The sequence below is a fragment of the Mesorhizobium sp. 113-3-9 genome (assembly GCF_016756515.1).
Classification (GTDB): Bacteria; Pseudomonadota; Alphaproteobacteria; order Rhizobiales; family Rhizobiaceae; genus Mesorhizobium.
Genome location: NZ_AP023246.1, coordinates 3,722,826 through 3,747,985 on the forward strand (window position 1 = coordinate 3,722,826; position 25,160 = coordinate 3,747,985).

Genomic DNA, 25,160 nt, shown 5'->3' on the forward strand with positions numbered 1-25,160 from the left:
ATGGCGAGGGGTGTCATCCTTCTCGCGGCGGGCGGAACCGGCGGACATCTGTTTCCGGCCGAGGCGCTGGCGCATGAGCTGATCGAGCGCGGCTGGACGGTGCAATTGGCGACCGACGAACGCGCCGAGCGGTTTGCCGGCCATTTTCCGGCCACCGCCATCCACCCGATCCAGTCGGCTACGATGGGGTCGAAGAATCCCATTGCCGTGCTCGGTGCCTTTTGGAAAATCTGGCGCGGCGTGCGGCAGGCCTCCGCCATTATCGGCAGGATCAAGCCGGACGCGGTGATCGGCTTCGGCGGCTACCCGACCCTGCCGCCGCTCTATGCGGCGACGCGGCGCAAGGTGCCGACGCTGATCCACGAGCAGAACGCGGTGATGGGGCGCGCCAACAGGGCGCTGGCCGGCCGTGTCGATGCCATCGCCGGCGGCTTCCTGCCGCAGGATACGAGCGCCGCTGGCGCCAAGACGGTAACGACAGGCAATCCCGTCAGGCCGGCTGTGCTGGAAGCGGCCAAGACGCCCTATGTGGCGTCGACCGGAGAGCAGCCCTTCCGCCTGCTGGTGTTCGGCGGCAGCCAGGGCGCCCAGTTCTTTTCCGATGCCATGCCGGGGGCGATCGCACTGCTTTCGGATGCGCAGCGCAAGCGGCTGGTGATCACCCAGCAGGCGCGCGCCGACGATGTGGCGCGGGTCAAGGCGGCCTATGCCGCCCTTGGTATCGCCGTCGAGGTCTCGCCCTTCTTCACCGACATGGCGGCGCGCCTGGCGGCGGCGCATCTGGTGATCTCGCGCTCCGGCGCCTCGACCGTCTCGGAGATCGCCGTCATCGGCCGGCCGGCGCTGCTGGTGCCCTATCCGTATGCGCTCGACCACGATCAGGCGGCGAACGCGGCGGCCCTTGCCGCCGCCGGTGGCGGCGAGGTGCATCCGCAGTCGACGCTGTCGCCCGAGCGTATCGCGGCCCTCATTGGCGGGCTGATGGACAATCCCGAGCGGCTGGCGACGATGGCCGCTGGCGCGAAATCGGCCGGCAGGCCTAACGCGGCGCGGTTGCTCGCCGATCTCACAGAGGCTATTGCGTCCCGCAAAAGCGTATCGGATTTCAAGAAGGGGACGCACGCATGAAGATGCCGCAGACCATCGGCCTTGTGCATTTCATCGGCATTGGCGGCATCGGCATGAGCGGCATTGCCGAGGTGCTGCACAATCTCGGCTACAAGGTGCAAGGATCCGACCAGGCCGACAGCGCCAATGTGCAGCGGCTGCGTGACAAGGGCATCGAATGCTTCGTCGGCCACAAGGCTGAGAACCTCGGCGACGCCGAGGTGATCGTCGTCTCGACGGCGATCAAGAAATCCAATCCGGAGCTTAAGGCCGCGCGGGAAAAATTGCTTCCCATCGTGCGCCGCGCCGAGATGCTGGCCGAGCTGATGCGTTTCCGCCAGGCGGTGGCGATCGGCGGCACGCATGGCAAGACGACGACGACCTCGATGGTGGCGACCTTGCTCGAAGCCGGCGGGCTTGATCCGACCGTCATCAATGGCGGCATCATCAATGCCTATGGCACCAACGCCCGCATGGGCGATGGCGAGTGGATGGTGGTCGAGGCCGACGAGAGCGACGGCACCTTCCTCAAGCTGCCTGCCGATATCGCCGTGGTCACCAACATCGATCCCGAGCATCTCGACCACTATGGCAGTTTCGACAATGTGCGCGAGGCGTTCCGCCAGTTCGTCGAGAACGTACCTTTCTACGGTTTCGGCGTGATGTGTACCGACCACCCGGAAGTCCAGGCGCTTGTCGGCCGCATCGAGGACCGCCGCGTCATCACCTATGGCGAAAACGCGCAGGCCGATGTGCGCTTCACCAACCACCGCATGGCCGGCGCGACCTCCGAGTTCGACGTGGTGATCCGCGACCGCAAGACCGGCAGCCAGAAGACGATAGAAGGCCTGCGCCTGCCGATGCCCGGCCGGCACAATGTCTCGAACGCCACCGCGGCGATCGCCGTCGCGCATGAGCTCGGCCTATCCGCCGAGGCGATCAAGAAGGGCCTGTCGTCCTTCGCCGGCGTCAAGCGCCGCTTCACCCATACGGGGTCCTGGAACGGCGTCGATGTGTTCGACGATTACGGCCACCATCCGGTCGAGATCTCGGCGGTGCTGAAGGCGGCGCGCAGCGCCACCAAGGGCCGCGTCATCGCCATTGCCCAGCCGCACCGTTTCACCCGGCTGCACGACCTGTTCAACGAGTTTTCGGCCTGCTTCAACGACGCCGATACAGTGATGGTCGCGCCTGTCTACGCTGCCGGCGAAGATCCGATCGACGGCGTCACGTCGGACGAACTGGTGTCGCGCATCCGCGCTGGCGGCCACCGCGACGCGCGCTACATAGAGGGGCCGGCCGATATCGCGCCGATCATCCGCGATTTGGCCAAGCCCGGTGATTTCGTCGTCTTTCTCGGCGCCGGCAACATCACCCAATGGGCCTATGCCTTGCCCAAGGAGCTTGCCGCCTCATGATGCACGGCCAGGTCCTGATCGACAGTCTCGGCGACCGGCTTGCCGGCCTGCGCGGCCGTCTCACGCCGAATGCCGAGATGGACAAGATCACCTGGTTCCGGGCCGGCGGCCTGGCCGAGGTGCTGTTCCAGCCCGCGGACGAGGAAGATCTTGCCGCGTTCCTGCGCGCGGTTCCTGAAGAGATACCTCTCACCGTCGTCGGCATCGGCTCGAACCTGCTGGTCCGGGATGGCGGCATTCCCGGCTTCGTCATCAGGCTTTCGGCCAAGGGCTTTGGCGAGGCCGAGGTCGTTTCACCGATCAGGATCAAGGCCGGGGCGGCGACGCCCGACAAGCGCGTGGCCGCCCTGGCACTGGAAGCGGGCATTGGCGGCTTCCATTTCTATCACGGCATTCCAGGCGCCATTGGCGGCGCGCTCAGGATGAATGCCGGCGCCAATGGCGTCGAGACGCGCGAGCGCGTCGTCGAGGTGCGCGCGCTCGACCGCAAGGGCAATGTCCAGACGCTGAGCAATGCCGAGATGGGCTATGCCTATCGCCACTCGGCGGCGCCTTCCGGGCTGATCTTCACGTCGGCCGTGTTCGAGGGCTTCGCCGAGGACAAGGCCACGATCAAGGCGGCGATGGATGCGGTGCAGAACCATCGCGAGACCGTGCAGCCGATCCGCGAGAAGACCGGGGGCTCGACCTTCAAGAATCCGGAAGGCACGTCGGCCTGGAAGGAGATCGACAAGGCGGGCTGCCGCGGCCTGATGATCGGTGGCGCGCAGATGTCGCCGATGCACTGCAATTTCATGATCAACACCGGAACGGCGACCGGTTACGACCTCGAATATCTCGGCGAGACGGTGCGTGCTCGGGTGCTCGAACATTCCGGCATCCGGTTGCAGTGGGAGATCAAGCGCATCGGCAATTTCCGTGCCGGACATGCGGTGCAGGAGTTTTTGGGCCAGCTGCTTTAAGGCACAGCGGATTTGGCGAGTTGCTGGTCTGCCGGCCGGAGCCACTCATCGTTCGAGCTATTGCAGACCTTGGAGATTGGCAGATGCCTCTCCGACTTCGTCATCCACGGGCGGAGCAGGAGCGAAGCTCCGTCGCGGAGACCCGAGGATCCATTCCGTTACCTTGGCCGTGGAGTGCAGCGGAGCAGAATTTTGAACCGTGGCGGCGCTCAGGAGTCCCGGCATGGATCCTATGGTCTGCGCCGCGTCGCTTCGCTCCTTGCTTCGCCATAGGATGACGAAGTGAGGGGTGCTTCCAACTCTTTGTTTGACGCAATTCCGAACGGAAAACCGTTCACACTTTTCCTGGAATTGCTCTGATCGCCAAGGCATGCGATCTATCAGTGCAGGCTCCGTCGATCCGTCAGCGCGCCGCCCGCGAAGTTCATGTGATGGATGAACTTCAACGCGCTCTCAAAATGCGCGAAACCGTTGCTGCAAAGACTCAGCGACACGGTTTTCGCATCCATTTTCTCAGAAAGTGAATCTCTCGGAATCATAAGTACTTGCCAGTGAATCAACTCTCTGATTCTCTGCTCGAAAGCGTTTCCTGATTTGAGTCGTTCGACGCGTTACCCGCGTTTTCCGTCTGGGGGGGCATCCTGCCGGGAGACTCGGACTCAATGTTGCGGAAATCTTGGTTTTTGGTCCGCCGTGAGAGGGGATGACGGGGAATGAAAAGCAAGCATGTGGCCGTCCTGCTGGGAGGTTTTTCGTCCGAGCGGCCCGTGTCCTTGTCTTCCGGAAAGGCCTGTGCCGATGCTCTGGAGAAGGAAGGCTATCAGGTCACCCGCGTCGATGTGGGGCGCGATGTCGGCTCCGTGCTTGCCGAGCTCAAGCCTGACGTTGCCTTCAATGCGCTGCATGGCCCCTTCGGCGAGGATGGCACCATCCAAGGCATCCTCGAATATCTCGGCATTCCCTATACCCATTCCGGCGTACTCGCCTCGGCGCTCGCCATGAACAAGGAGCAGGCGAAGAGGGTCGTCAAGTCGCTCGGCGTTCCCGTCGCCGAATCGAAGGTCGCCAATCGCTTCGCCATCCAGAACAAGCACCCGATGAAGCCGCCCTATGTGATCAAGCCGGTCAGTGAGGGGTCGAGCTTTGGTGTCGTCATCGTGTCGGAGGGGCAGTCTCATCCGCCGCAGGTCGTCGGGTCGTCCGAGTGGAAATATGGCGATATCGTCATGGTCGAGCGCTACATCCATGGGCGGGAGCTGACCTGCGCCGTCATGGGTGACGTGGCGCTCGGCGTCTGCGAGATCATTCCGACGGGGCATTCCTTCTACGATTACGATTCAAAATATGTCGCGGGCGGATCAAAACACGAATGCCCCGCAAAAGTTTCACCGAATATTTACCAAAAAATACAGACACTGGCGCTCAAGGCTCACCAAGCTGTCGGCTGTCGGGGCGTTTCCCGGTCGGACTTCCGTTATGACGATCGTCACTCCGAAAATGGCGAGGTTGTATGGCTCGAGGTCAACACTCAGCCGGGCATGACGCCGACGTCTTTGGTGCCTGAAATCGCAGCCCATGCCGGGCATTCGTTTGGTGAATTGTTGAGTTGGATGGTGGAGGACGCTTCGTGTCTGCGTTGAAATGGGGACAAGGCAAGGAGAGGGGCGCGGCTGGGCCGTCGCTTTTCGGCTTGTCGCTGTCATCAGGCCATTTCGTGCTGCCGCGCGTGCTTCGCCGCCCGGTGCGCATCCTGGCGCGCCTGGGCGATGGTGAATTCGAAGCGCCGCGTTTCTCCGCGGCGATGATGTCGGCGGTGCTGCTCGCTTCGAGCGGCGCCTATGGTGCCTATCTCGGCGGCCATGCCGACGGGATCATCCAGAGCATCACTGCCCGCACCGGCTTTGCCGTCGATCAGGTCAAGGTGGTCGGCAATCGCCAGACCTCCGAGATCGACATTCTCGACAGGCTCGAACTTGACGGCTGGACGTCGCTGATCGGCTTCGACGCGGAGGCCGCGCGCGAGCGCATTTCCGGCTTGCCCTGGATCGAGGTGGCGGCGGTGCGCAAGGTCTACCCGCATACGCTGGAAGTGCGCGTCGAGGAGCGCGAGGCCTTCGCGCTCTGGCAGCAGGGCAATGATCTCTCGGTCATCGAGAAGGATGGCGCTATCATTGCGCCGTTCTCCGGCGGCAAGCAGGTGCTGTTGCCGTTGCTGATCGGCGACGGCGCTCCGGCCAAGGCGCCCGACTTCCTCGCCAAGATCGAAAAGTATCCCGACCTCGCGACTCGCGTGAAAGGCTACATCCGTGTCGGTGACCGGCGCTGGGATCTGAAGCTGGACAATGGCATCACGGTCAAGCTGCCCGAGAATGACGAGGACCAGGCGCTCGCCGAGCTGGTCAAGATGGACCATGACAAGGGGCTGTTGTCGCGCGATATCGCCGCCGTCGACATGCGGCTCACGGACCGGCTGGTCGTGGAACTGACGCCCGAGGCGGTGACGCAGCGCGAGGCCGCCCTCAACGAGAAGCCGAAAACCCTCAAGCGCAAGCCGGAGACGAAGATATGAGCTGGCTTGGCGGTTCTGGCGATGCCTCGTCGCGCCGGTCCGGCACCCTGACGGTGCTGGATGTCGGCTCGAACAAGGTCTGCTGCATGGTGGCCAAGCTCAAGCCGAACGATGACGGCAAGCTTTTGCGCGGCCGCTCGCACCGCATCCAGGTGATCGGCATCGGCCACCAGAAGTCTCAAGGCGTGAAGTCGGGCGTGGTTGTCGATCTCGACCGGGCCGAGCACGCCATCCGGCTGTCCGTCGATGCCGCCGAGCGCATGGCGGGACTGACGGTCGATTCGCTCATCGTCAACATGACCGCCGGCCGGCTGAAGAGCGAAGCTTTCTCCGCGACCATCAATCTCGGCGGCCACGAGGCGGATGAAGCCGACATCAAGCGGGTGCTCGGCGCCGGCGCCAAGCAGGCGCTCAAGGCCGAGCGCGAGGTGATCCATTCGTTGCCCGTCGGCTTCTCGCTGGATGCCGAACGCGGCGTGCGCGATCCGCGCGGCATGGTCGGCGACGCGCTCGGCGTCGACATGCATGTGCTGACGGGAGACGCGGCACCAATGCGCAACCTCGAACTCTCCATCAACCGCTCGCATCTGTCGGTCGAGCGCATGGTGGCGACGCCCTATGCCAGCGGGCTGGCGGCGCTCGTTGATGATGAACTGGAACTGGGTGCTGCCTGCATCGACATGGGTGGCGGCACGACCACGATCTCGGTGTTTTCGGAAGGCAAGTTCGTCCATGGCGACGCCATCGCGATCGGCGGCAACCACGTCACGCTCGACATGGCCAAGGGGCTCTCGACCTCGCTTGATGCCGCCGAGCGGCTCAAGGTGATGCATGGCTCGGCGCTGCCGGGCAGCGCCGACGACCGCGATCTGGTCTCGATCCAGCCGATCGGCGATGACGGCGACGTGCCGCTGCAGATACCGCGTTCGGTGATGACGCGCATCGTGCGCGCCCGCATCGACGAGACGCTTGAACTGCTGCGCGACAGGCTGAACAAATCCGGCTACGGCAATGCGGTCGGCAAGCGCGTCGTGCTCACCGGCGGCGCCAGCCAGCTGGCCGGCCTGCCGGAAGCGGCGCGCCGCATCCTGGGGCGCAATGTGCGTATCGGCCGTCCGCTCGGCGTGGCGGGCCTGCCCGAAGCGGCGAAGGGGCCGGCGTTCTCTGCCGCCGTCGGGCTTCTGATCTATCCGCAGATGGCGAGTTTCGAGAGCCATCCGGCGAAAGGCATTTCCGGTCTCAGGATGACCGGAACGGGTGGAAAACTGCATCGCATGAGTCAGTGGTTGAGAGACAGTTTCTAATTGACGGGGACAGCCCCATAGGCGGCCGCGGCGGCGAAGCGGCGTGAAAGGCAAAGGACGGAGACAATGACCATCAATCTGCAGAAGCCGGACATCACCGAGCTTAAGCCGCGCATCACCGTGTTTGGTGTTGGCGGCGGCGGCGGCAATGCCGTGAACAACATGATCACCGCGGGCTTGCGCGGTGTCGAGTTCGTCGTGGCCAACACCGACGCGCAGGCGCTGACCATGTCGAAGGCCGACCGGCTTATCCAGCTTGGCGCGCATGTCACCGAAGGCCTCGGCGCCGGCTCGCAGCCGGAAGTCGGTCGCGCGGCGGCGGAAGAATGCATCGACGAGATCATCGATCATCTGTCCAACACCCATATGTGCTTCGTCACCGCCGGTATGGGCGGCGGCACCGGCACCGGTGCTGCTCCGGTGGTTGCCCGCGCAGCGCGCGAGAGAGGCATCCTCACTGTCGGTGTCGTCACCAAGCCGTTCCACTTCGAGGGCCAGCGCCGCATGAAGACGGCCGACATGGGCATCGAGGAACTGCAGAAATGCGTCGACACGCTGATCGTCATCCCCAACCAGAACCTGTTCCGGCTGGCCAATGACAAGACCACCTTCGCCGATGCCTTCGCCATGGCCGACCAGGTGCTCTATTCCGGTGTTGCCTGCATCACCGACCTGATGGTCAAGGAAGGTCTGATCAACCTCGACTTCGCCGACGTGCGCTCGGTGATGCGCGAGATGGGCAAGGCGATGATGGGCACCGGCGAGGCTTCGGGCGAGGGCCGCGCGATGGCCGCCGCCGAAGCCGCTATCGCCAACCCGCTGCTCGACGAGACCTCGATGAGGGGCGCCAAGGGCCTGCTGATCTCGATCACCGGCGGTCGCGACCTGACCCTGTTTGAAGTCGACGAAGCGGCGACCCGTATCCGCGAGGAAGTCGACCAGGACGCCAACATCATCCTGGGCGCCACCTTCGACGAGGAACTCGAAGGCGTCATCCGCGTCTCGGTGGTCGCCACCGGCATCGACAAGTCGGCAGCTGAAATCGCCGCCGCGCCGATCTCGATCCGTACGGCGCCGCAGAAGCCGGCCGCCCGTCCGGCCGTGGCCGCGATGGAAAGCCGCCCGGCACCGGTCCAGCAGCCTGTCTATGAGCCGCGTGCCGCCGACCCGGTCGCCGAGGCCATCCAGCTCGCCGAGGCAAATGCCGCGGCCATGGCGCAGGCTCGCCCGGCTCCGGTTGCCCATGCGGACGATTTCCGCCCGCAGAGCAAGATCTTCCAGGCGCCCCCGGCACAGCCGCAGCCCATGCCGCAGCCGGTCGTCCAGCAGATGATGCAGCCGGCCCCGCAGCCGCGCGAGATCCTGCGTGAGGTCCAGCAGCCGGTGGCGATGGCGCCGCAGCGCATGCCGCGCGTCGAGGACTTCCCGCCGGTGGTCAAGGCCGAGGTGGACGCCAAGAGCCGTCCGGCGGACCATGAGAACAACAGCGGACCGATGGGTCTGTTGAAGCGCCTGACGAACGGCCTGACCCGCCGCGAGGAGGAGCCTGCACGGCTGCAACCGGCGCAACCGCGCGAGCCCAAGCTGCGCCAGGCCGCCCCTGAAGTGCGCCGTCTCGCCAGCCAGGACGCCCAGCTCTACGCGCCGCGCCGCGGCCAGCTGGATGACCAGGGCCGCCTGACGCCGCAGACCAGGGCGACTCAGGAAGACGATCAGCTGGAGATTCCGGCGTTCCTGCGCCGCCAGGCCAACTGAGCGGTTAACGGACTGTAATAATTGTTAACAGGCAAGCAAGGAATTGCTTGCCTGTTAACGTTTTAAACGCTGCAAAATCAAAAGGTTACAATATCGAGCGTGCTCCGGCTTGCGGTTACAAAGGGTAAGAAACCGTGATTTGGAGTCTCCTTGCCGGAACACTATCTTCGCTGCCTACCATAGTCGGTGTGCCGGGATTTCGGGGGAAGTGACCCTGCCTGCCGATTTAACAAGAGCCGCGCCCTCGGGCTGGAGAAGCGGACCTAGGCATTTCGGGCTTATGGGGATTGTCTTGCACGACTACCAGACGACAGTGAAGACGCGCGCGTCGCTTACAGGCACCGGCGTTCACAGCGGCAAAGAAGTTTCCATCAGTTTCCTGCCCGCGGATGCCGATACCGGCATCGTGTTCCAGCTGATCGGTGGAGAAGGGCAAGGTCGCGAGTTCCGCGCTCTGTTTTCCGAGATCGGCGCCACCGACCTTTGCACCATGCTTGGCGATCCCTCGGGCGAGCACATCGCCACCGTCGAGCACATCATGGCCGCGCTGCTCGGGCTCGGCATCGACAATGTCCTCATCGAAATCGATGGCCACGAGGTTCCGATCCTCGATGGCAGCGCCATGGCCTTCGTGGAAGCCATCGACCAGGCTGGCATCGAGACGTTGCTGGTCAAGCGGCGCTACATCAGGGTCGTCAAGCCGGTCCGCATCGAGAACGGTGCGTCCTGGGCGGAGTTCAGGCCCTATGACGGCACCCGCTTCGAGATCGAGATCGATTTCGAAAGCCCGGCCATCGGCCGCCAGCTCTTCGCATCGGATATCAATGCGGACATTTTCCGCCGTGATATCGCGCGCGCCCGCACCTTCGGCTTCATGAAGGACGTCGAACGGCTGTGGGCCGCCGGCTATGCGCTTGGCTCGTCGCTCGAGAACTCGCTGGTGATCGGCGACGACAACCGGGTCATCAACATGGGCGGCCTGCGTTATCCCAACGAATTCGTGCGCCACAAGACGCTCGACGCCATGGGCGACCTGGCGCTGGCCGGAGCCCGCTTCATCGGCTGTTTCCGCTCCTATCGCGGCGGCCACAGGCTGAACGCGGCCGCGCTGCGCCGCCTGCTGTCGGACCGCACGGCCTTCGAGATCGTCGAGACCACACGCCGCGAGCGTGGCCGCGCGGCGGAGATGAGCGCTGTCAATGCGCCGCTCTACGCGCCTTGGATGATCTGAGTCCCGCGACGTTTTCGCCCCGGTGACGGGGGCGCCGAGTGTTGCAGGAATGCACCACCCGCAGGCGAAATTGCAGGGATGCTTCGGCGCCGATCGGCCGCCACAAAAATGTGCGATTGGCTAGACATAGCGTTGCCGGGCAAGGCGGTTATGGTTTATGGCTGCTGCCGTCGATTAGTGCATGTCGCTCAAAAGTGGGGACCAATTTTGAGACAACAGCATGCAAGAGGCACTAAAATAACGCCGAAAGGGCGCAATCCAATCATGTTCTTCAAGCGAGTCGATCAATCGAAAGCGCCCCAGCGGTCTGTTCTCCTGGCGCTTTCGCTGGTTGTTCCGTCGCTCTTCCTGTCGGCCTGCATGTCGTCGGAGAAAGACATCGACCTGTCGACCTATGTCGACCAGACCGAGCCGGCCGACGTCCTCTACAATCAGGGCCTCGCCAACATGAACGCGGGACGCCTGGATGAGGCGAGCAAGAAGTTCGACGCCGTCGATCGCCAGCATCCCTATTCGGAATGGGCCCGTAAATCGATGGTCATGGGCGCTTTCGCCGACTATCGAAAGGGCAGCTACGACGATGCGATTTCGTCGGCCAAGCGCTATCTGGCGCTTTATCCGTCGACCGATGACGCGCCCTATGCGCAGTACATCATCGGCCTGAGCTACTATCGCCAGATCAAGGACGTGACGCAGGATCAGAAGGAAGCACGCCAGACCCTGCAGACGATGCAGGATCTCGTGACGCGCTGGCCGAATTCGGAATATGTCGACGACGCCAAGGAGAAGATGCGCTTCGCCAACGACCAGCTCGCCGGCAAGGAAATGCAGATCGGCCGCTATTATCTGGAGCGCCGTGAATACATCGCTGCCGTCAAGCGCTTCCGCACCGTGGTGGAGAGCTATTCCAACACGCGCCATGTCGAGGAAGCACTCGCCCGCCTGACCGAAAGCTATTACGCGATGGGGCTGACCTCGGAGGCGCAGACGGCGGCCGCCGTGCTCGGCACCAACTATCCCGACAGCCCATGGTACAAGGATTCCTACAAGCTGCTGCAGAGCAACGGACTGGCGCCGCGCGAGAATGCCGGATCGTGGATATCCAAGGCCGGAAAGCTGATCACCGGCGCCTGACCCCAGAGCCATCGGACCGGAGCGTGCGTAGCGCTTTTTCGGATTGATCCGATGGTCAAACAAAAAGATAGTGCGGCACTGCGATTCCAACTGGTCGCCTGCCGTTCTAGGTCCGGGTTCTGATGCTTTCCAGACTGTCGATCCGCGATATCGTCCTGATCGAGAAGCTGGATATCGACTTCCAGCCGGGCCTTTCCGTGCTGACCGGCGAAACCGGCGCCGGCAAATCCATCCTGCTCGATGCCCTGTCGCTGGCGCTTGGCGCGCGCGGCGACGCCTCGCTGGTGCGCCATGGCGCGGCACAAGGCCAGGTCATTGCCGTGTTCGATGTGCCGCGAAACCATCCGGTGCGCGCGCTGCTTGTCGAGAACGCCATCGAGGATGACGGCGACATCATCCTGCGCCGCGTGCAGACGGCGGACGGCCGCACCCGCGTCTTCGTCAACGACCAGCCATCCAGCGTGACCCTGATGCGCGATGTCGGCCGTGCGCTGGTCGAGATCCACGGCCAGCACGATGAGCGCGCCTTGGTCGATCCGGGAGCGCACCGGGATGTGCTCGACGCCTTCGGCGGCCATCTTGGCGCCGTTCGGTCGACCGGCGAGGCCTGGCGGCACTGGCGCGCCTGCGAGCAGGAGCTGACGCGCCACCGCGCCAAGGTGGCGGCGGCGGCACGCGAGGCCGACTATCTGCGCGCCGCGGTCGCGGAACTGACCAAGCTCGATCCGCAACCCGGCGAGGAAACGGAACTTGCCGAACTGCGCGCCCACATGATGCGCGCCGAAAAGATCGCTTCCGAAATCCATGATGCTCAGGATGTGCTGTCCGGTCCGTCGTCGCCCTTGCCGCAACTCGCCAGCCTGCTGAGGCGGCTGCAGCGCAAGGCGACGGAGGCGCCCGGCCTGCTCGAGGACGTGGTCAAGTCGCTCGACGAAGCCATGTTGTCGCTCGACGCGGCGCAGTCTGGCGTCGAGGCGGCACTTCGAGCCACCGAATATGACCCGCAGCGGCTGGAGAAAGCGGAGGAGCGGCTGTTTTCGCTGCGCGCGGCTTCACGCAAGCACAGCGTTGCCGTCGACGATCTTGCGCAATTGCGCGACACGATGGTGGCGGACCTCGCCGATCTCGACGCCGGCGAGGAGCGGCTGCATGGGCTGGAAAAGCAGGCCGCCGCGGCCCGTGAAGCCTATGACATCGCCGCCGCGCAGCTTTCCTCGCTTCGTCACGCGGCGGCCGTTGGCCTGACCAAGGCCGTGATGGCCGAATTGCCGGCGCTGAAGCTCGAACGCGCAGCCTTCATCGTCGAGATGAAGAGCGAGGCCGAGACCCGCATGGAAGAAGGCATAGACCAGATCGAGTTCTGGGTGCGCACCAACCCCGGCACGCGGCCCGGGCCGATGATGAAGGTTGCATCCGGCGGCGAGCTGTCGCGCTTCCTGCTGGCGTTGAAGGTGGCGCTGGCTGATCGTGGCTCGGCGCCGACACTGGTTTTCGACGAGATCGACACCGGCGTCGGTGGCGCTGTGGCGGACGCCATCGGGCAAAGGCTGGCGCGGCTGTCGAAGCGCGTGCAGGTGCTGTCGGTGACCCACGCGCCGCAGGTGGCGGCGCGCGCGGCGACGCATTTCCTGATCTCCAAATCGGGGGGCACCGATCGTGTGGCGACCGGCATTGCCGAGATGGACAGGACGGCACGGCAGGAAGAGATCGCCCGCATGCTGGCAGGCGCCACGATCACCGACGAGGCACGCGCGGCCGCCGAGCGGCTGCTGCGCGAAAATACAAACGCGGCGTAACAATATCCGGCGTCACGGATCGAGTCAGGATATGGCTCCATGCTGCTGGTCAGGAATGATTTTCCCAAAATCCTGATCTATTGTGACGCGCCACCGTTCGGGGACGAAAAGCATGTCGGAAAAACCTGTCGATTCGCTCAGCGAAAGCGAGGCTGAAGCCGAACTCCAGCGGCTGGCCGAGGAGATCGCCGGTCATGACCGGCGCTACCATGCCGAAGACGCGCCGACGATTACGGACGCGGAATATGATGCGCTGCGGCGCCGCAACCTTGCCATCGAGGAGCGCTTCCCCGGGCTGGTGCGCGAGGATTCGCCGTCGCTCAGGGTGGGCGCTGCGCCGGCGGAAGGTTTTGCCAAGGTGCGCCATGCCGTGCCGATGCTAAGCCTTGCCAAGGCCTATACCGACGAGGACGTCACTGATTTCATCGAGCGCGGCAGACGATTCTTCGATCGCGACAAGGATCTCGACATCGCTTTCACCGCCGAGCCGAAGATCGACGGGCTATCGGCGTCGCTGCGCTACGAAAAGGGCGTGTTCGTGCAAGGCGCGACGCGCGGCGATGGTGCCGTGGGCGAGGATATCACCGCCAATCTCAGGACCATCGCCGACATCCCCGCCAGGCTGAAAGGCTCAGGCTGGCCCGAAATCATCGAGATACGCGGCGAGGTCTACATGACCTATGCGGAATTCGAGGCGCTGAAGCAGCGCTCGGCGGCGGCCGGCGGCCAGGATTACGTCAATCCGCGCAACACGGCGGCCGGCTCGCTGCGCCAGAAGGATCCCTCCGTCACCGCCACCCGAAACCTCAAGTTCTTCGCCTATGCCTGGGGCTTCACGACGGCGGATCCGGCGCCGACCCAGTACGAATCGGTGCAGAAATTCGCCGATTGGGGCTTCAAGATCAGCCCCTTGATGGTGCGGGCGAAGTCGGTCGAGGAACTGGTCGCGCATTACCATCTGATCGAGGAGCAGCGCTCGTCGCTCGGCTATGACATTGACGGCGTCGTCTACAAGGTCGACCAGTTGGAGCTGCAGCGCCGCTGGGGGTTCGTCACCGGCGAGCCGCGCTGGGCCGTCGCCCATAAATTCCCCGCCGAACAGGCAATGACGACGGTCGAGAAGATCGACATCCAGGTCGGCCGCACCGGCACGCTGGCGCCGGTCGCGCGGCTGGCGCCGGTCACCGTCGGCGGCGTCGTGGTCGAGAACGTCACGCTGCACAATGAGGATTACATCAAGGGTTTCGACAGCAACGGCCTGCCGATCCGCGACGGCATCGATGTGCGCATCGGCGACACGGTGGTGATCCAGCGGGCAGGGGACGTTATCCCGCAGATCGTCAGCGTCGTCGTCGACAAGCGTCCGGCCAATGCCGTGCCTTACGAGTTCCCCCACACCTGTCCGGTTTGCGGTTCACCGGCCACGCGCGAGATCAACGAGAAGACCGGCAAGGAGGATTCCCGGCGGCGCTGCACCGGCGAGCTGATCTGCGCCGCACAAGCCGTGGAACGATTGCGCCATTTCGTGTCACGTGGCGCCCTGGATATAGAGGGTCTGGGTGCGGAGAACATCGACACCTTCTTCAATGCCGGACTGATCAAGACAGCCGCCGATATCTTCACGCTCCGGGACCGTCGACCCGCCGTCACCAAGGCGCTTGCGGAGCGGCGAGAGGAGCAGGCCAGGCAGCGCGAGGCGGCGTCCGGCAAGACGCGCAAGAATGTGCGCAGCGTCGAGGATCGCAACTATGAGGGCCTCGACAAGCTGTTCGCGGCGATCGATTCGCGCCGCGAACCGGAGCTCGACCGCTTCATCTTCGCGCTCGGCATCCGCCATATCGGCGAGACGACGGCGGCAGTGCTTGCAAAGACCTTCTCAACCATCGAGGAACTGATCCGCGTCGGCAAGGAGACGGCGGCAGCGGAGGATCCGCATGCCGTTTTCCCGTCGATCAACGGCATTGGCGACACGGTGATCGACGCGCTGCGCGATTTCTTCGGCAATGAACGCAATGACGACGTGCTCGATAAGCTGCTCGAACAGGTCAAGCCGAAACCGTATATCGTCACCGTCTCGGCCGACAGCGAGGTCGCCGGCAAGACCATCGTCTTTACCGGCTCGCTGGAAAAGATGACTCGCTCCGAAGCCAAGGCTATGGCCGAGCGTCTCGGCGCCAAGGTCGCCGGTTCGGTTTCGGCCAAGACCGATCTCGTGGTGGCAGGACCGGGTGCCGGCTCCAAGCTCAAGCTTGCCAGTGAACTCGGCGTCGAAGTGATCGACGAGGACACCTGGCTGCAGCGGGTCGGCAAGGCGTGATGGACGGAGCGTTCAAAGGGTTCGGCCCGAAGGCCATTCCGTTCCTGAAGGCGCTGGACTTCCACCAGAGCCGCGAATGGTTCGTGGAGAATCGCGACCTGTTCGAGAGCGAATTGCGCGATCCTCTGGGCGATCTCGTCGATACGCTGACGCAGCGTTTCGCCGATGCCGGGCTTGGCTTGCGCGGCGACCGCAAGAAGTCGCTGTTCCGCATCAATCGCGACGTGCGCTTCGCTAAGGACAAACGACCCTACAACCGGCATGTCTCGGCGATCCTGTCACCGGACGGTACCAAGATGTCGCAAGGCGTCTTCTATGTTCATATCGGACTGGAGCGTTGTTTTGCCGATGTCGCCTGGTGGGCCCCGGAGCCGGCCTTGCTGCTCGCCATGCGCAAGGCCATCGCAACGCGGCCGGACACATTTCGCGGCCTGGCGGCGGCCTTGAAGAAGAACCGGCTTGGGCTGGAGGCGGAGGGTCGCATGAAGCGGACGCCGCGCGGCTTCGAGCATACCGGCGATCCCGATCTGGCCGAGGCCATCCGCAATCGGCATTTCGTCGTCCAGCACGTCATCGATCCGGCGGGAATCCATACGCCAGCGCTGGTCGAGGAACTCGTCGATTTCACCATGCGTGCCAAGCCGCTGCTCGACTGGGGCAGGGCGATCGAGGGCGGCGCGGCGAAAGACTGATCCTGCGGCGACGATCATTTCCGCTGATCGTTTGGCTCAAGCGAATTCGTGTGACAAGGCACGGTGTGCCACCTACATACCGCCACTCCTTGTTGTTGTGCATGTCGTACTCCCAAACCGCTACGCACTTTCGGGCGAACATGCATCAGGAGTGGTCGATGGCGACGGACGTGATCTCGCAGGGCGGCGGCAAAAGCGACTTCTGGCAAGGCGTGCGGCTCTCCATGCCTGTCGTGGTGGCGTCGGCGCCGTTCGCGGTGCTGTTCGGAGCGCTTGCCGTTGACCAAGGTTTCTCGGTCTTCGAAGCCTTCCTGATGAGCGCGCTGGTCTACGGCGGCGCCAGCCAGATGGTCGGCATCCAACTGTTCGGCCAGCATGTCGCGCCGTGGCTGATCGTGCTGTCGATCTTCGCCGTCAATTTCCGCCATGTGCTCTACTCGGCCGGCATCGGCCGCCGCATCGCGCACTGGCCTGTCATCAGCCAAGCTCTCGGCTATTTCATCCTCACCGATCCGCAATACGCGGTGACCGAAGCGCGGGCGCAATCGGGCCAGACCATCAGCGTTGCCTGGTATCTGGGACTCGGCCTGCCGGTCTATCTGTTCTGGATCATCGAAAGCGCGCTCGGCGCGGTGTTCGGCAAGCTGATCCCCGATACGCATGCGCTGGGTATCGATTTCCTGCTGCCGATCTATTTTCTCGGCCTCGTCATGGGCTTTCGCAAGCGGCCGCTGTGGCTGCCGGTGGTCATCGCCAGCGCCGCGGCGTCCATCATCGCCTACAAGACGGTTGGCTCGCCCTGGCACGTCTCGATCGGCGCTGTTGCCGGCGTGCTGCTCGCCGTCATCCTGCCGCCGCACCATAGCGGCGTTGGAGAGCGGCCATGAGCACGACGTTCTGGATCATCATCGCGGGCGCGATCGCCACTTATCTCACGCGCGTCGGCGGACATCTGGTCATCTCGCGCTTCGAGAACATTCATCCGCGCGTGGAAGCAGGCCTCAATGCGGTGCCGGCGGCGGTTCTGACGACGCTGGTGGCGCCGGAACTGTTGAATGCGGGACCGGCGGAATGGGCGGCGCTGGTTGTTACCGCCGCGGTTTCGCTGCGCGGCGGGTTGATGGCGATGTTTTTGGCCGGCGCGGCCGTGCTGATCCTTGCGCGCCAATTTGTGGGGTAGGAGGGGCGTCAGCCTTCCAAGCTGAATATTGCCGTCTCAAATCTTCGCGTCATGCGGCAGCGGTGCTGTCGCCTTTTCCAGCCAGGCCAGGGTTTCGCCATCGAGCATCGGTCCGATCTCGGCCAGCACACGGGCATGGTAGGCGTCGAGCCAATGCAGTTCCTCCCGCGTCAGCAGGTCTGACCGTACCAGCCGCTTGTCGATCGGCGCCAGCGTCAGCGTCTCGAAGCCGTGCATGGCGATGTCGCCGCCCTCGATCTGTTCAGGAGGCGTCACCAGGATGAGGTTTTCGATGCGGATGCCGTAGGCGCCTTCCTTGTAGTAGCCGGGCTCGTTGGACAGCATCATGCCTTCCAGCAGCTTTTCGGTGCCGGTGCGGGCGATGCGCTGGGGGCCTTCATGCACGGCCAGATACGAGCCGACGCCGTGGCCGGTGCCGTGGGCGAAGTCGCAGCCATGCTTCCACAGCGCCACGCGGGCGACGGCGTCGATTTCGGAACCGCGCGTGCCGGCGGGGAAGCGCAGCGTGGAAATGCCGATCATGCCCTTCAGCACCAGCGTGAAGCGCTCGCGCATCTCCTCGGTAGGCTGGCCAATCGGCACGGTGCGGGTGATGTCGGTGGTGCCGTCCTGATACTGCGCGCCGGAATCGAGCAGGAACAACTCGCCGGCCTGGAGCTTGCGGCTGGTGGCGCGCGACACGCGGTAATGCATGATGGCGCCGTTGGGACCGGCGCCGGAAATGGTGTCGAAGGAGACATCGCGCAGCGGCATCTGCGTTTCCTCGCCGGTCTGCCGGCGTGTCTCCTCCAGCCTGGTGACCACCGCGATTTCATCGAGCGAGCCGGGCTTCTGGCGCTCCAGCCAGCACAAAAGCTTCGCCACCGCCGCGCCGTCACGGCGATGCGCGGCGCGTGAGCCGTTGATCTCTGCCTGGTTCTTGGTGGCGCGCGGGATGCGGGCCGGGTCGGGTGCGGCAATCACCGTACCGCCATTGTCCTCGACCAGCATGCGCAGCCTGTCGGCCGCCAGCACCGGGTCGAGCGCGATCTTGGCGCCGCCCTTGGCAAGTGCCGCGATCGCCGCCTCGAATTCGCCGGGCTCATGCAAATCGGCGAGCTGGGTGAGATAGGCCGCGACCTGGCGCGAGAATTTGCGCTTGTCCATGAACAGCTGGTGCGACCCGTCGGCGGCGAGGATGGCGAAGCCGAGCGCCAGCGGCGTGTGCGGCACGTCGCCGCCACGGATGTTGAAGACCCAGGCGATGGAGGAGGGGTCGGTCAGCACGGCGTGGGTGGCGCCGTCCTTGCCGATCGCTGTTGCCAGCCGCGCCAGCTTGTCCTTGGCGAGCTCGCCGGCAAAGCCGATCGGGTGCAGCTCGACCGGGGTCACGGGTGCGGCGGGCTGGTCCTTCCAGATGATGTCGATCGGGTTTTTGTCGAGCGGCACCAGCACGGCGCCGGTCTTGTCGGCCGAGGCCTGCAGCGCCTTGACCTCGCCGACCGTGTGCAGCCATGGATCGAAGCCGAGCCGCGCGCCTTTGCCGATATTATCCTTGAGCCAGACGGCGGGCGGGTTGTCGACCAGGCTTTCGATCGAAAAAATGTCGAGATCGACCTCATTGCGCACCTGCAGCGTGTAGCGCCCGTCAACGAAGACGAAGGCGCGGTCGCGCAGAACGATGGCGACACCGGCCGAGCCACTGAAGCCGGTCAGCCATTTCAGCCGTGCCGAACGATCGGCGACATATTCGCCCTGATGCTCGTCCGCGCGCGGCACGATAAAACCATCGAGGCCATTGGCGGCCAGCCATTGGCGCAGCAGTGCCACGCGCGGCTTTCCGACTGCCGGGTCGCCGGCGGAATCGAAGGTCTGGAACATGATGGGCCTCCTTGGTAGTCGCGCGACCGTAACCTATGGGCTGGGAAAGCGGAATCGATTTCCCGGCCGGCGCAAACTGCTACAGCGCCGCCTGGCTGACAACCAGATGGGGCTGGTCCAGCCATTTGCACAAAGGGCTGCTTCGGCTTCGTCCGACGACACCATGTTGCAGGCGCGCAATCGTGACCAGAAAAAGTCAGCAAGCACTGTCTTTTGAGCGTGCGCCAGGTTGCAGGGCAAGCTATCTGTATCGCCGTTTCTTGGGTTTGACCGGACGGGTGGGGGCCTTCCGATCGGAGTCGTTGTCGGAGGGCGTTGATGTACATGGGAAATCCTTGGCCATTTTTGGCCAGTCAACGTCAGGCTGAGCCCGGCACGCACCCCCGATAGAATGATCTGAACGTTGAGCGCGGGTGCCACCCGCGCTCCATTCGCGACAGTCTTCAATCAACATCACGGCAATACCAGCATGCCCGTTGGGCGGGCGCGGAATATGGGGCGAGGCATGAATTCTTCAACGATGTCCGGCGGGATCGACTTCCTGTCGCGAGCGCTCGGCAGGCCGGGCGCGAGCCTCGGCGCCCGGCGGCGGAGCCTGCTGGTGGGCACGGCCCTGGCCGGGCTGGCGTTGCTGGCGACGCCGGCGGCCGCGCAGGAGTGGACGGGCGCGACGAGCTCGGACTACGCCGTTGGAACCAACTGGAACGGCGGCTCTGTGCCGAATTCCAACACCGCGGACATTGTCTTCGGGGCGGGTGCCGGCACGACGAATGTCGATCTGACGACGCCGAATTCGTCCACTCTTTTCTTCGCCCGAACCGTTACCTTCGACGATGCCAACAGTGCCTACACCGTATCGCTCTCGAACAAGGGATATCTCAATATCTACGGCGGCGTGAACAACACGTCCGGGGTGACCCAGAATTTCGCGGTGACCGGCGTTTCAGCAACCGGCGAAGCTTCCTATCTCATCTTCAGCAACAGCAATGCCGGCAGCGATGTCACCTATACGGTGAACCCCTATGGCGTCCTGCAGTTCAATTCCAGCAATGCATCGCCGGCTTCAGGCGCCGACGCGAAGTTCGTCCTCAATGGGGGCGCGGTCTCGCTATCGGGGTCGGGTACACTCGCGCTCGGCTCGGTCGAAGGATCCGGCATCCTTTCCTATTATGGAAACCCGTCAGGCTCGACAGGAACGATCCAGATCGGCGGCCTGAACACCAGCACCACGCTCAACGCGCAAATCCAGGAACAGAACGGCGCCCTTTCGATAGAGAAGGTCGGATCGGGCACGCTGACGCTCACGGGGGTAAGCAATTACAGCGGCGGCACGATCCTGACTGGCGGAACCCTGTTGATCGGAGACGATGCCGCGCTCGGCACTGGCGGCCTGACCATGGCCAACGGCACGACATTCGGCGCCAGCGGAACGCACACATTCGCGCAAGCCGTGACGTTGGAGAGCGGGTCGGAGACGATCGACACCAGCAACGGAGACCTGACACTTTCATCGGGCATCAGCGAGAGCGGGGGCCCGGCTTCGTTGACCAAGACCGGAAGCGGCACCCTGACGCTGAACGGGGCAAGCACCTACAGCGGCGGCACCTACCTTAATGTTGGCACGCTCAGCCTGGGCAATGACCTGGCCCTTTCAACGGGGGAGGTTTTTGCATCGGGCGGTACTCTCGACATCCACGACGGGATCACGATTGACAATGACCTGCACCTGTACGCCAACGCGACGCTGAACGTCAGCTCGGGCACAGGCACCTACACCGGACATATCTCGGACGAAGAGGTCGCTGGAATCTTCAAGACTGGTGCGGGCACACTGGTCTTGAGCGACGGCAACAGCTTCAGCGGCGGCGCGACGATCAGCGACGGCATACTGCGAATCATGGGCAGCAATTCCTTGGGGGCCACCGGATCGGGAATGGTCACGCTGGATGGCGGTACCTTGCAGGTCGGAGCCGACAACATCGTCATTTCCAACGCCATGATCCTGTTTGGCGCGGCCGGCGGCACCATCGACACAAACGGCTTCGACGTCAGCACAACCGCCAGCATGGGCGACAACGATACGCCAAGCGGGACGTTCACCAAGACGGGAGCGGGAACGCTGACAGTGGACGGTTTCGCCGGCAACAACACCTACGCCACGGCCACCGACGTCGCCCAAGGCACGCTGAAGGCGGCCACGGCCGACATCTTCAGCGCGAACAGCGCCTATACGGTGGAAAGTGGAGCCACGCTTGATCTCAACAATTTCGACCAGGCGATCGGCTCGCTTGCCGGCGCTGGCTCGGTCAAAACCGGTTCCGGCACGCTCACGACCGGAGGCGACAACAGTTCGACGGTGTTTTCCGGCGCTCTCAGCGGAACGGGCGGGCTGAAGAAGGCGGGAAGCGGAACCTTCGAACTCTCCGGCGACAACAGCGGTTTCTCCGGCGCGACAAGGGTGCAAGCCGGCACATTGCTGGTGACGGGAAATCTTGGCGGTTCGGTCGTCACGGTCGATAGTGGCGCCACGCTCGAAGGCGATGGCAGCATCGGCGGACTGGTGGCCGAGGGCACGGTCGCGCCGGGCGAGCACGCAATCGATACGTTGAACGTCAAGGGCAATCTCAGTTTTGCGGCCGGGTCTACCTATGCCGTGGATTTGAACGCCGCCGGCGATTCCGATCTCATAGATGCCACGGGCACGGCGACGATCGGCGCTGGCGCCAATCTGACGCTCGCGAATTCCGGCGCCTATGTGTCGGGTCAGTACACGGTGCTGCATGCCGGAGGCAATCTGCTTGGCGACAAGACCTTCACCATCATCGACCCCCAGGTTTCCTACTTCCTGGCTGCGTCGATCGGCCAGGACCTGAACAACATCTATGTCGATATCGCGCAGAACAAATCCCTCGCCTCGGCCGGCCTGACATCAAACCAGATCGCAACGGGTACCGGATTTGAGAGTGTCGGCAGCGGCCCCTTGTTCGGGGCGATCCTGGCGCTGCCGACCGCCGAAGCCGCGCAGGACGCCTTCGACCGGCTTTCGGGCGAAGTCCATGCCTCGGCCAAGGGCATGCTCCTCCAGGACAGCCACTTCCTGCAGGACGCGGTGACGGCGCGCCTGCGTGCCGCCTTCGGCGACAGCGGCAAGACCGCTTCGCTGCCGGTCATGGCCTATGGCGAGGACGGCGTTCAGTCCGTCGCCGCCGACACCGACCGCTTCGCCATCTGGTCGCAGGGTTTCGGATCCTGGGGCCGTACCGACAGCGACGGCAATGCGGCCGCCTTCGACCGGTCGACGGGCGGTCTGCTGGTCGGCGCCGACGGCCTGGCCGGCGACTGGCGCATCGGCGTGGTCGGCGGCTACAGCCGCACCAGCTTCAATGCCGACGACAGGGCCTCGTCGGGCGATAGCGACAACTATCATCTGGGCCTGTATGGCGGGACCAATTGGGGCGCCATCGCCTTCCGCACCGGCGCCGCCTACACCTGGCACCGGATCTCGACATCGCGCTCCGTCGCGTTCCAGGGTTTCACCGACAGCCTGTCGGCCGACTACGACGCCGCGACCGCGCAGGCCTTTGGCGAGCTGGCCTACAAGACCGATGCCGGACCATTTGCCTTCGAGCCCTTCGCCAACCTCGCTTACGTGAACCTGCATACAGACGGCTTCGCGGAGAGCGGCGGCACCGCGGCGCTGACCAGCGGCAGTTCGTCGTCGGATGCGACCTTCACCACGCTTGGCGTCAGAGCGTCCACCGACGTCACCATTGGCGGCGTGGCGGCGACAGCGCGTGGCATGTTCGGCTGGCGTCATGCCTATGGCGAGGTCACGCCGCTGTCGACCTTCGCCTTTGCCGGCGGCGACGACTTCACCATCGCCGGTGTGCCGATCGCCAGGGATGCGATGCTGGTCGAAGCCGGCTTCGACGTGCAACTGGCGCGCAACGCGACGCTCGGCCTGTCCTATGCCGGACAGTTCGGGCCCGATGCCTTCGACAACGGCTTCAAGGCCAATCTGGGCATCAAGTTCTAAGCGGCGATCGGGCTTTTTGCTGTTGGGCCGGAACATCCATGCGGTGGCGAAGTTCTGAAAGGCCTGTTTCCCTCACAGGCATCTGAAGCTGGTGGAAAACAGCATTCAAGGCTCCGCTGGCTCCGGTCGGCGGAGTTTTGGGTTTTGGCAACAATTTCGGAAATGGATCTCGCGATTGCCGGCGCTGCGGTGCTCGCCCTGTCTCAATGCTTGAGATGGATCGTCACCCAGCCCTCGCGGTGCAAGGTGCGCACATGCCGGAAATTCTGGCCGACATAGGCCGAGATGACGGCATCGCGCTGGCGATCGAGAATGCCTGACAGCACGATCGAGCCGCCGAGCGCGATATGCCTGGCCATTTGCGGCGCCAGCCGCATCAGCGGCCGCGCCAATATGTTGGCGACGATGAGATCGAAGGGGGCACGCTTGCCGAAGATCGGGTGGTGAAAGCCCGGCGCGGTCACCGTTTCGACAAGCGCCTTGACATGGTTGAGCCGCGCGTTGGCGGCGGCGACCTTCACCGCCACGGGATCGATGTCGGTGGCGAGCACTGGAATATGCGCCAGCTTGGCGACGGCGATTGCCAGCACGGCGCTGCCGGTGCCGAGGTCGAGCGCATTGCGCGGGTGCTCGCGCCGCACCACGTTCTCAAGCACTTCCAGGCAGCCGGCGGTGGTGCCATGATGGCCGGTGCCGAAGGCGAGGCCTGCCTCGATCTCGATGGCGAGTTCGCCGCTGTGGCGCTTTGTGCGATCATGTCCACCGTGGACGAAGAAACGGCCGGCGCGCACCGGCTTCAGGCCTTCCAGCGAACGCGCCACCCAGTCGATGTCGGGCAGTGCCTCGCGCTCGACCGGCTTCGACAGAGCGAGGCCGGCAAGAATGTCCTTCACCCGGGCCTCGACGGCGTCGACGTCGCCATCGGCATAGAGCGAGACCTCGTGGATGTCCTTGTCCTCGTCGACTTCGAGCACCGCAATCGGCAAGCCTTCATCCTCGAAGGCCAACTCAAGCGCCGCGAAGACGCGCTCAGCCTCGATCTTTCCGGTGGTGAAATGGAGCCGCGTCTGGGTCATCGGGAGTTTCTTCTTCGGGTTTGATCTTTGTCCGAAAACCGGTTTCCACTTTTCGGGATCAAACTCTAGCCCTTCGCGGCAAGACGCTTCAGCTTTTCGACCGCGGTGCTGGCGCTTTCGCCATAGGCGATCGTGCCGGCGAAGTCGCCCTTGCCGTTGAGCAGCAGCACCGAGGCGGTGTGGTCCATCGTGTAGTCGCCGTCGCCGGTATCGACCTTCTTCCAGTAGATGCCGAAGGACTTTGCCATGGCATGGACCTTGTCCGGGTCACCGGTGATGCCGGTGATGCGGTCGGAGAAGTTGCTGACATAGGCATTCATCACCGCCGGCGTATCACGCTCCGGGTCGACCGACACGAAATAGGCGTGCAAGGTCTTGCCGTCGTCGCCGAGGGTCTTCAGCCAGCCAGAGAGTTCGAACAGCGTGGTCGGGCAAACCTCGGGGCAGTGGGTGAAGCCGAAGAAGACGACGCTGGGTTGCCCCCTGAAGGCCGCTTCGGTGATCGGCGCGCCTTTCTGGTCGACCAGGGTGAAGGGCGCGCCGAACGGTTCGCCGCCATAGTGGCCGCGATAGAAGTCGAAGGTCAGCCAGCCGATGCCAGCCGCCATCAGGACGAGAATACCGACCAGGATAGAACGCATCATCAGAAAAGTCCGTCCGCAGAAATCATCGCGCCGGCTCAATGCCGCGCCGGTGCGACAG

General features: G+C 64.1%; 19 protein-coding genes. 15 read left to right on the forward strand and 4 right to left on the reverse strand.

The annotated features are described in order from the left end of the window. Genes murG through murB form a run of 3 tightly spaced genes read left to right on the forward strand, consistent with a single transcriptional unit; the run spans position 1 to position 3,487 of the window. On the forward strand, positions 1-1,128 hold the full coding sequence (gene murG, locus MesoLj_RS18075) for an undecaprenyldiphospho-muramoylpentapeptide beta-N-acetylglucosaminyltransferase (RefSeq protein ID WP_140775797.1): 1,128 nt from the start codon (positions 1-3) through the stop codon (positions 1,126-1,128). Continuing rightward, positions 1,125-2,525, forward strand: a complete 1,401-nt coding sequence (murC, locus tag MesoLj_RS18080; RefSeq protein WP_202327002.1) for a UDP-N-acetylmuramate--L-alanine ligase — start codon at positions 1,125-1,127, stop codon at positions 2,523-2,525. The genes murG and murC overlap by 4 nt, the downstream gene beginning before the upstream one ends. After that, complete coding sequence (gene murB, locus MesoLj_RS18085; RefSeq protein WP_202327004.1) at positions 2,522-3,487, forward strand: UDP-N-acetylmuramate dehydrogenase; 966 nt, start codon at positions 2,522-2,524, stop codon at positions 3,485-3,487. Before murC ends, murB begins: the two co-directional genes overlap by 4 nt. Positions 3,488-3,867: 380 nt before the next feature. On the opposite strand, the gene MesoLj_RS36640 is transcribed toward murB, so the two are convergent. Then, positions 3,868-3,996 carry a hypothetical protein gene (locus MesoLj_RS36640; protein ID WP_274609160.1) on the reverse strand — a complete coding sequence of 43 codons (129 nt, stop codon included), beginning with the start codon at positions 3,994-3,996 and terminating at the stop codon, positions 3,868-3,870. Between the two features lie 204 nt (positions 3,997-4,200). On the opposite strand from MesoLj_RS36640, the gene MesoLj_RS18090 reads away from it, so the two are divergent. From MesoLj_RS18090 to MesoLj_RS18140, 11 genes are all read left to right on the forward strand, one after another. After that, positions 4,201-5,127, forward strand: a complete 927-nt coding sequence (locus MesoLj_RS18090) for a D-alanine--D-alanine ligase (protein WP_202327006.1) — start codon at positions 4,201-4,203, stop codon at positions 5,125-5,127. After that, positions 5,115-6,056: a cell division protein FtsQ/DivIB gene (locus MesoLj_RS18095; protein ID WP_202327008.1), complete on the forward strand. Its 942-nt coding sequence runs from the start codon at positions 5,115-5,117 to the stop codon at positions 6,054-6,056. The genes MesoLj_RS18090 and MesoLj_RS18095 overlap by 13 nt, the downstream gene beginning before the upstream one ends. Next, positions 6,053-7,360 carry a cell division protein FtsA gene (gene ftsA, locus MesoLj_RS18100; RefSeq protein ID WP_010910249.1) on the forward strand — a complete coding sequence of 436 codons (1,308 nt, stop codon included), beginning with the start codon at positions 6,053-6,055 and terminating at the stop codon, positions 7,358-7,360. Before MesoLj_RS18095 ends, ftsA begins: the two co-directional genes overlap by 4 nt. A gap of 66 nt (positions 7,361-7,426) precedes the next feature. Beyond that, on the forward strand, positions 7,427-9,115 hold the full coding sequence (gene ftsZ / locus MesoLj_RS18105; protein ID WP_140775802.1) for a cell division protein FtsZ: 1,689 nt from the start codon (positions 7,427-7,429) through the stop codon (positions 9,113-9,115). 280 nt (positions 9,116-9,395) lie between these two features. Further along, a complete protein-coding gene (gene lpxC / locus MesoLj_RS18110; protein WP_140775803.1) occupies positions 9,396-10,346 on the forward strand; it encodes a UDP-3-O-acyl-N-acetylglucosamine deacetylase in 951 nt (316 codons plus the stop codon). Between the two features lie 264 nt (positions 10,347-10,610). Next, positions 10,611-11,480 carry an outer membrane protein assembly factor BamD gene (locus MesoLj_RS18115; protein WP_202327010.1) on the forward strand — a complete coding sequence of 290 codons (870 nt, stop codon included), beginning with the start codon at positions 10,611-10,613 and terminating at the stop codon, positions 11,478-11,480. Between the two features lie 122 nt (positions 11,481-11,602). Continuing rightward, entirely contained in the window at positions 11,603-13,276 is a 1,674-nt protein-coding gene (gene recN / locus MesoLj_RS18120; protein WP_140775805.1) for a DNA repair protein RecN, read from the forward strand. A gap of 112 nt (positions 13,277-13,388) precedes the next feature. Beyond that, positions 13,389-15,593, forward strand: coding sequence for an NAD-dependent DNA ligase LigA (ligA, locus tag MesoLj_RS18125; RefSeq protein WP_202327012.1), 2,205 nt, complete (start codon positions 13,389-13,391; stop codon positions 15,591-15,593). Beyond that, on the forward strand, positions 15,593-16,285 hold the full coding sequence (locus MesoLj_RS18130; RefSeq protein WP_202327015.1) for a DUF2461 domain-containing protein: 693 nt from the start codon (positions 15,593-15,595) through the stop codon (positions 16,283-16,285). Before ligA ends, MesoLj_RS18130 begins: the two co-directional genes overlap by 1 nt. Before the next feature lie 158 nt (positions 16,286-16,443). Further along, entirely contained in the window at positions 16,444-17,172 is a 729-nt protein-coding gene (locus MesoLj_RS18135) for an AzlC family ABC transporter permease (RefSeq protein WP_202327018.1), read from the forward strand. After that, on the forward strand, positions 17,169-17,465 hold the full coding sequence (locus MesoLj_RS18140) for an AzlD family protein (protein ID WP_202327020.1): 297 nt from the start codon (positions 17,169-17,171) through the stop codon (positions 17,463-17,465). The genes MesoLj_RS18135 and MesoLj_RS18140 overlap by 4 nt, the downstream gene beginning before the upstream one ends. 36 nt (positions 17,466-17,501) lie before the next feature. Here MesoLj_RS18140 and MesoLj_RS18145 read toward each other — a convergent pair whose 3' ends face one another. Beyond that, positions 17,502-19,346 carry an aminopeptidase P family protein gene (locus MesoLj_RS18145; protein WP_202327021.1) on the reverse strand — a complete coding sequence of 615 codons (1,845 nt, stop codon included), beginning with the start codon at positions 19,344-19,346 and terminating at the stop codon, positions 17,502-17,504. A gap of 505 nt (positions 19,347-19,851) precedes the next feature. On the opposite strand from MesoLj_RS18145, the gene MesoLj_RS18150 reads away from it, so the two are divergent. After that, positions 19,852-23,382 carry an autotransporter domain-containing protein gene (locus MesoLj_RS18150; RefSeq protein ID WP_202327022.1) on the forward strand — a complete coding sequence of 1,177 codons (3,531 nt, stop codon included), beginning with the start codon at positions 19,852-19,854 and terminating at the stop codon, positions 23,380-23,382. Positions 23,383-23,585: 203 nt separating this feature from the next. Here the strand turns inward: MesoLj_RS18150 and MesoLj_RS18155 are convergent, their stop codons facing one another. Together MesoLj_RS18155 and MesoLj_RS18160 are read right to left on the reverse strand one after the other, a co-directional pair. Then, positions 23,586-24,458: a 50S ribosomal protein L11 methyltransferase gene (locus MesoLj_RS18155; RefSeq protein ID WP_202327023.1), complete on the reverse strand. Its 873-nt coding sequence runs from the start codon at positions 24,456-24,458 to the stop codon at positions 23,586-23,588. A gap of 65 nt (positions 24,459-24,523) precedes the next feature. After that, a complete protein-coding gene (locus MesoLj_RS18160) occupies positions 24,524-25,102 on the reverse strand; it encodes an SCO family protein (RefSeq protein ID WP_202327024.1) in 579 nt (192 codons plus the stop codon). Positions 25,103-25,160: the final 58 nt, after the last annotated feature.

Excerpts from the sequence above, each read along its gene's own strand:
- murG (WP_140775797.1), top strand. The coding sequence starts at position 1 with ATGGCGAGGGGTGTCATCCTTCTCGCGGCGGGCGGAACCGGCGGACAT.
- murC (WP_202327002.1), top strand. The coding sequence starts at position 1,125 with ATGAAGATGCCGCAGACCATCGGCCTTGTGCATTTCATCGGCATTGGC.
- murB (WP_202327004.1), top strand. The coding sequence starts at position 2,522 with ATGATGCACGGCCAGGTCCTGATCGACAGTCTCGGCGACCGGCTTGCC.
- MesoLj_RS36640 (WP_274609160.1), bottom strand. The coding sequence starts at position 3,996 with ATGGATGCGAAAACCGTGTCGCTGAGTCTTTGCAGCAACGGTTTCGCG.
- MesoLj_RS18090 (WP_202327006.1), top strand. The coding sequence starts at position 4,201 with ATGAAAAGCAAGCATGTGGCCGTCCTGCTGGGAGGTTTTTCGTCCGAG.
- ftsA (WP_010910249.1), top strand. The coding sequence starts at position 6,053 with ATGAGCTGGCTTGGCGGTTCTGGCGATGCCTCGTCGCGCCGGTCCGGC.
- ftsZ (WP_140775802.1), top strand. The coding sequence starts at position 7,427 with ATGACCATCAATCTGCAGAAGCCGGACATCACCGAGCTTAAGCCGCGC.
- lpxC (WP_140775803.1), top strand. The coding sequence starts at position 9,396 with ATGGGGATTGTCTTGCACGACTACCAGACGACAGTGAAGACGCGCGCG.
- MesoLj_RS18115 (WP_202327010.1), top strand. The coding sequence starts at position 10,611 with ATGTTCTTCAAGCGAGTCGATCAATCGAAAGCGCCCCAGCGGTCTGTT.
- recN (WP_140775805.1), top strand. The coding sequence starts at position 11,603 with ATGCTTTCCAGACTGTCGATCCGCGATATCGTCCTGATCGAGAAGCTG.
- ligA (WP_202327012.1), top strand. The coding sequence starts at position 13,389 with ATGTCGGAAAAACCTGTCGATTCGCTCAGCGAAAGCGAGGCTGAAGCC.
- MesoLj_RS18130 (WP_202327015.1), top strand. The coding sequence starts at position 15,593 with ATGGACGGAGCGTTCAAAGGGTTCGGCCCGAAGGCCATTCCGTTCCTG.
- MesoLj_RS18135 (WP_202327018.1), top strand. The coding sequence starts at position 16,444 with ATGGCGACGGACGTGATCTCGCAGGGCGGCGGCAAAAGCGACTTCTGG.
- MesoLj_RS18140 (WP_202327020.1), top strand. The coding sequence starts at position 17,169 with ATGAGCACGACGTTCTGGATCATCATCGCGGGCGCGATCGCCACTTAT.
- MesoLj_RS18145 (WP_202327021.1), bottom strand. The coding sequence starts at position 19,346 with ATGTTCCAGACCTTCGATTCCGCCGGCGACCCGGCAGTCGGAAAGCCG.
- MesoLj_RS18150 (WP_202327022.1), top strand. The coding sequence starts at position 19,852 with ATGAATTCTTCAACGATGTCCGGCGGGATCGACTTCCTGTCGCGAGCG.
- MesoLj_RS18155 (WP_202327023.1), bottom strand. The coding sequence starts at position 24,458 with ATGACCCAGACGCGGCTCCATTTCACCACCGGAAAGATCGAGGCTGAG.
- MesoLj_RS18160 (WP_202327024.1), bottom strand. The coding sequence starts at position 25,102 with ATGATGCGTTCTATCCTGGTCGGTATTCTCGTCCTGATGGCGGCTGGC.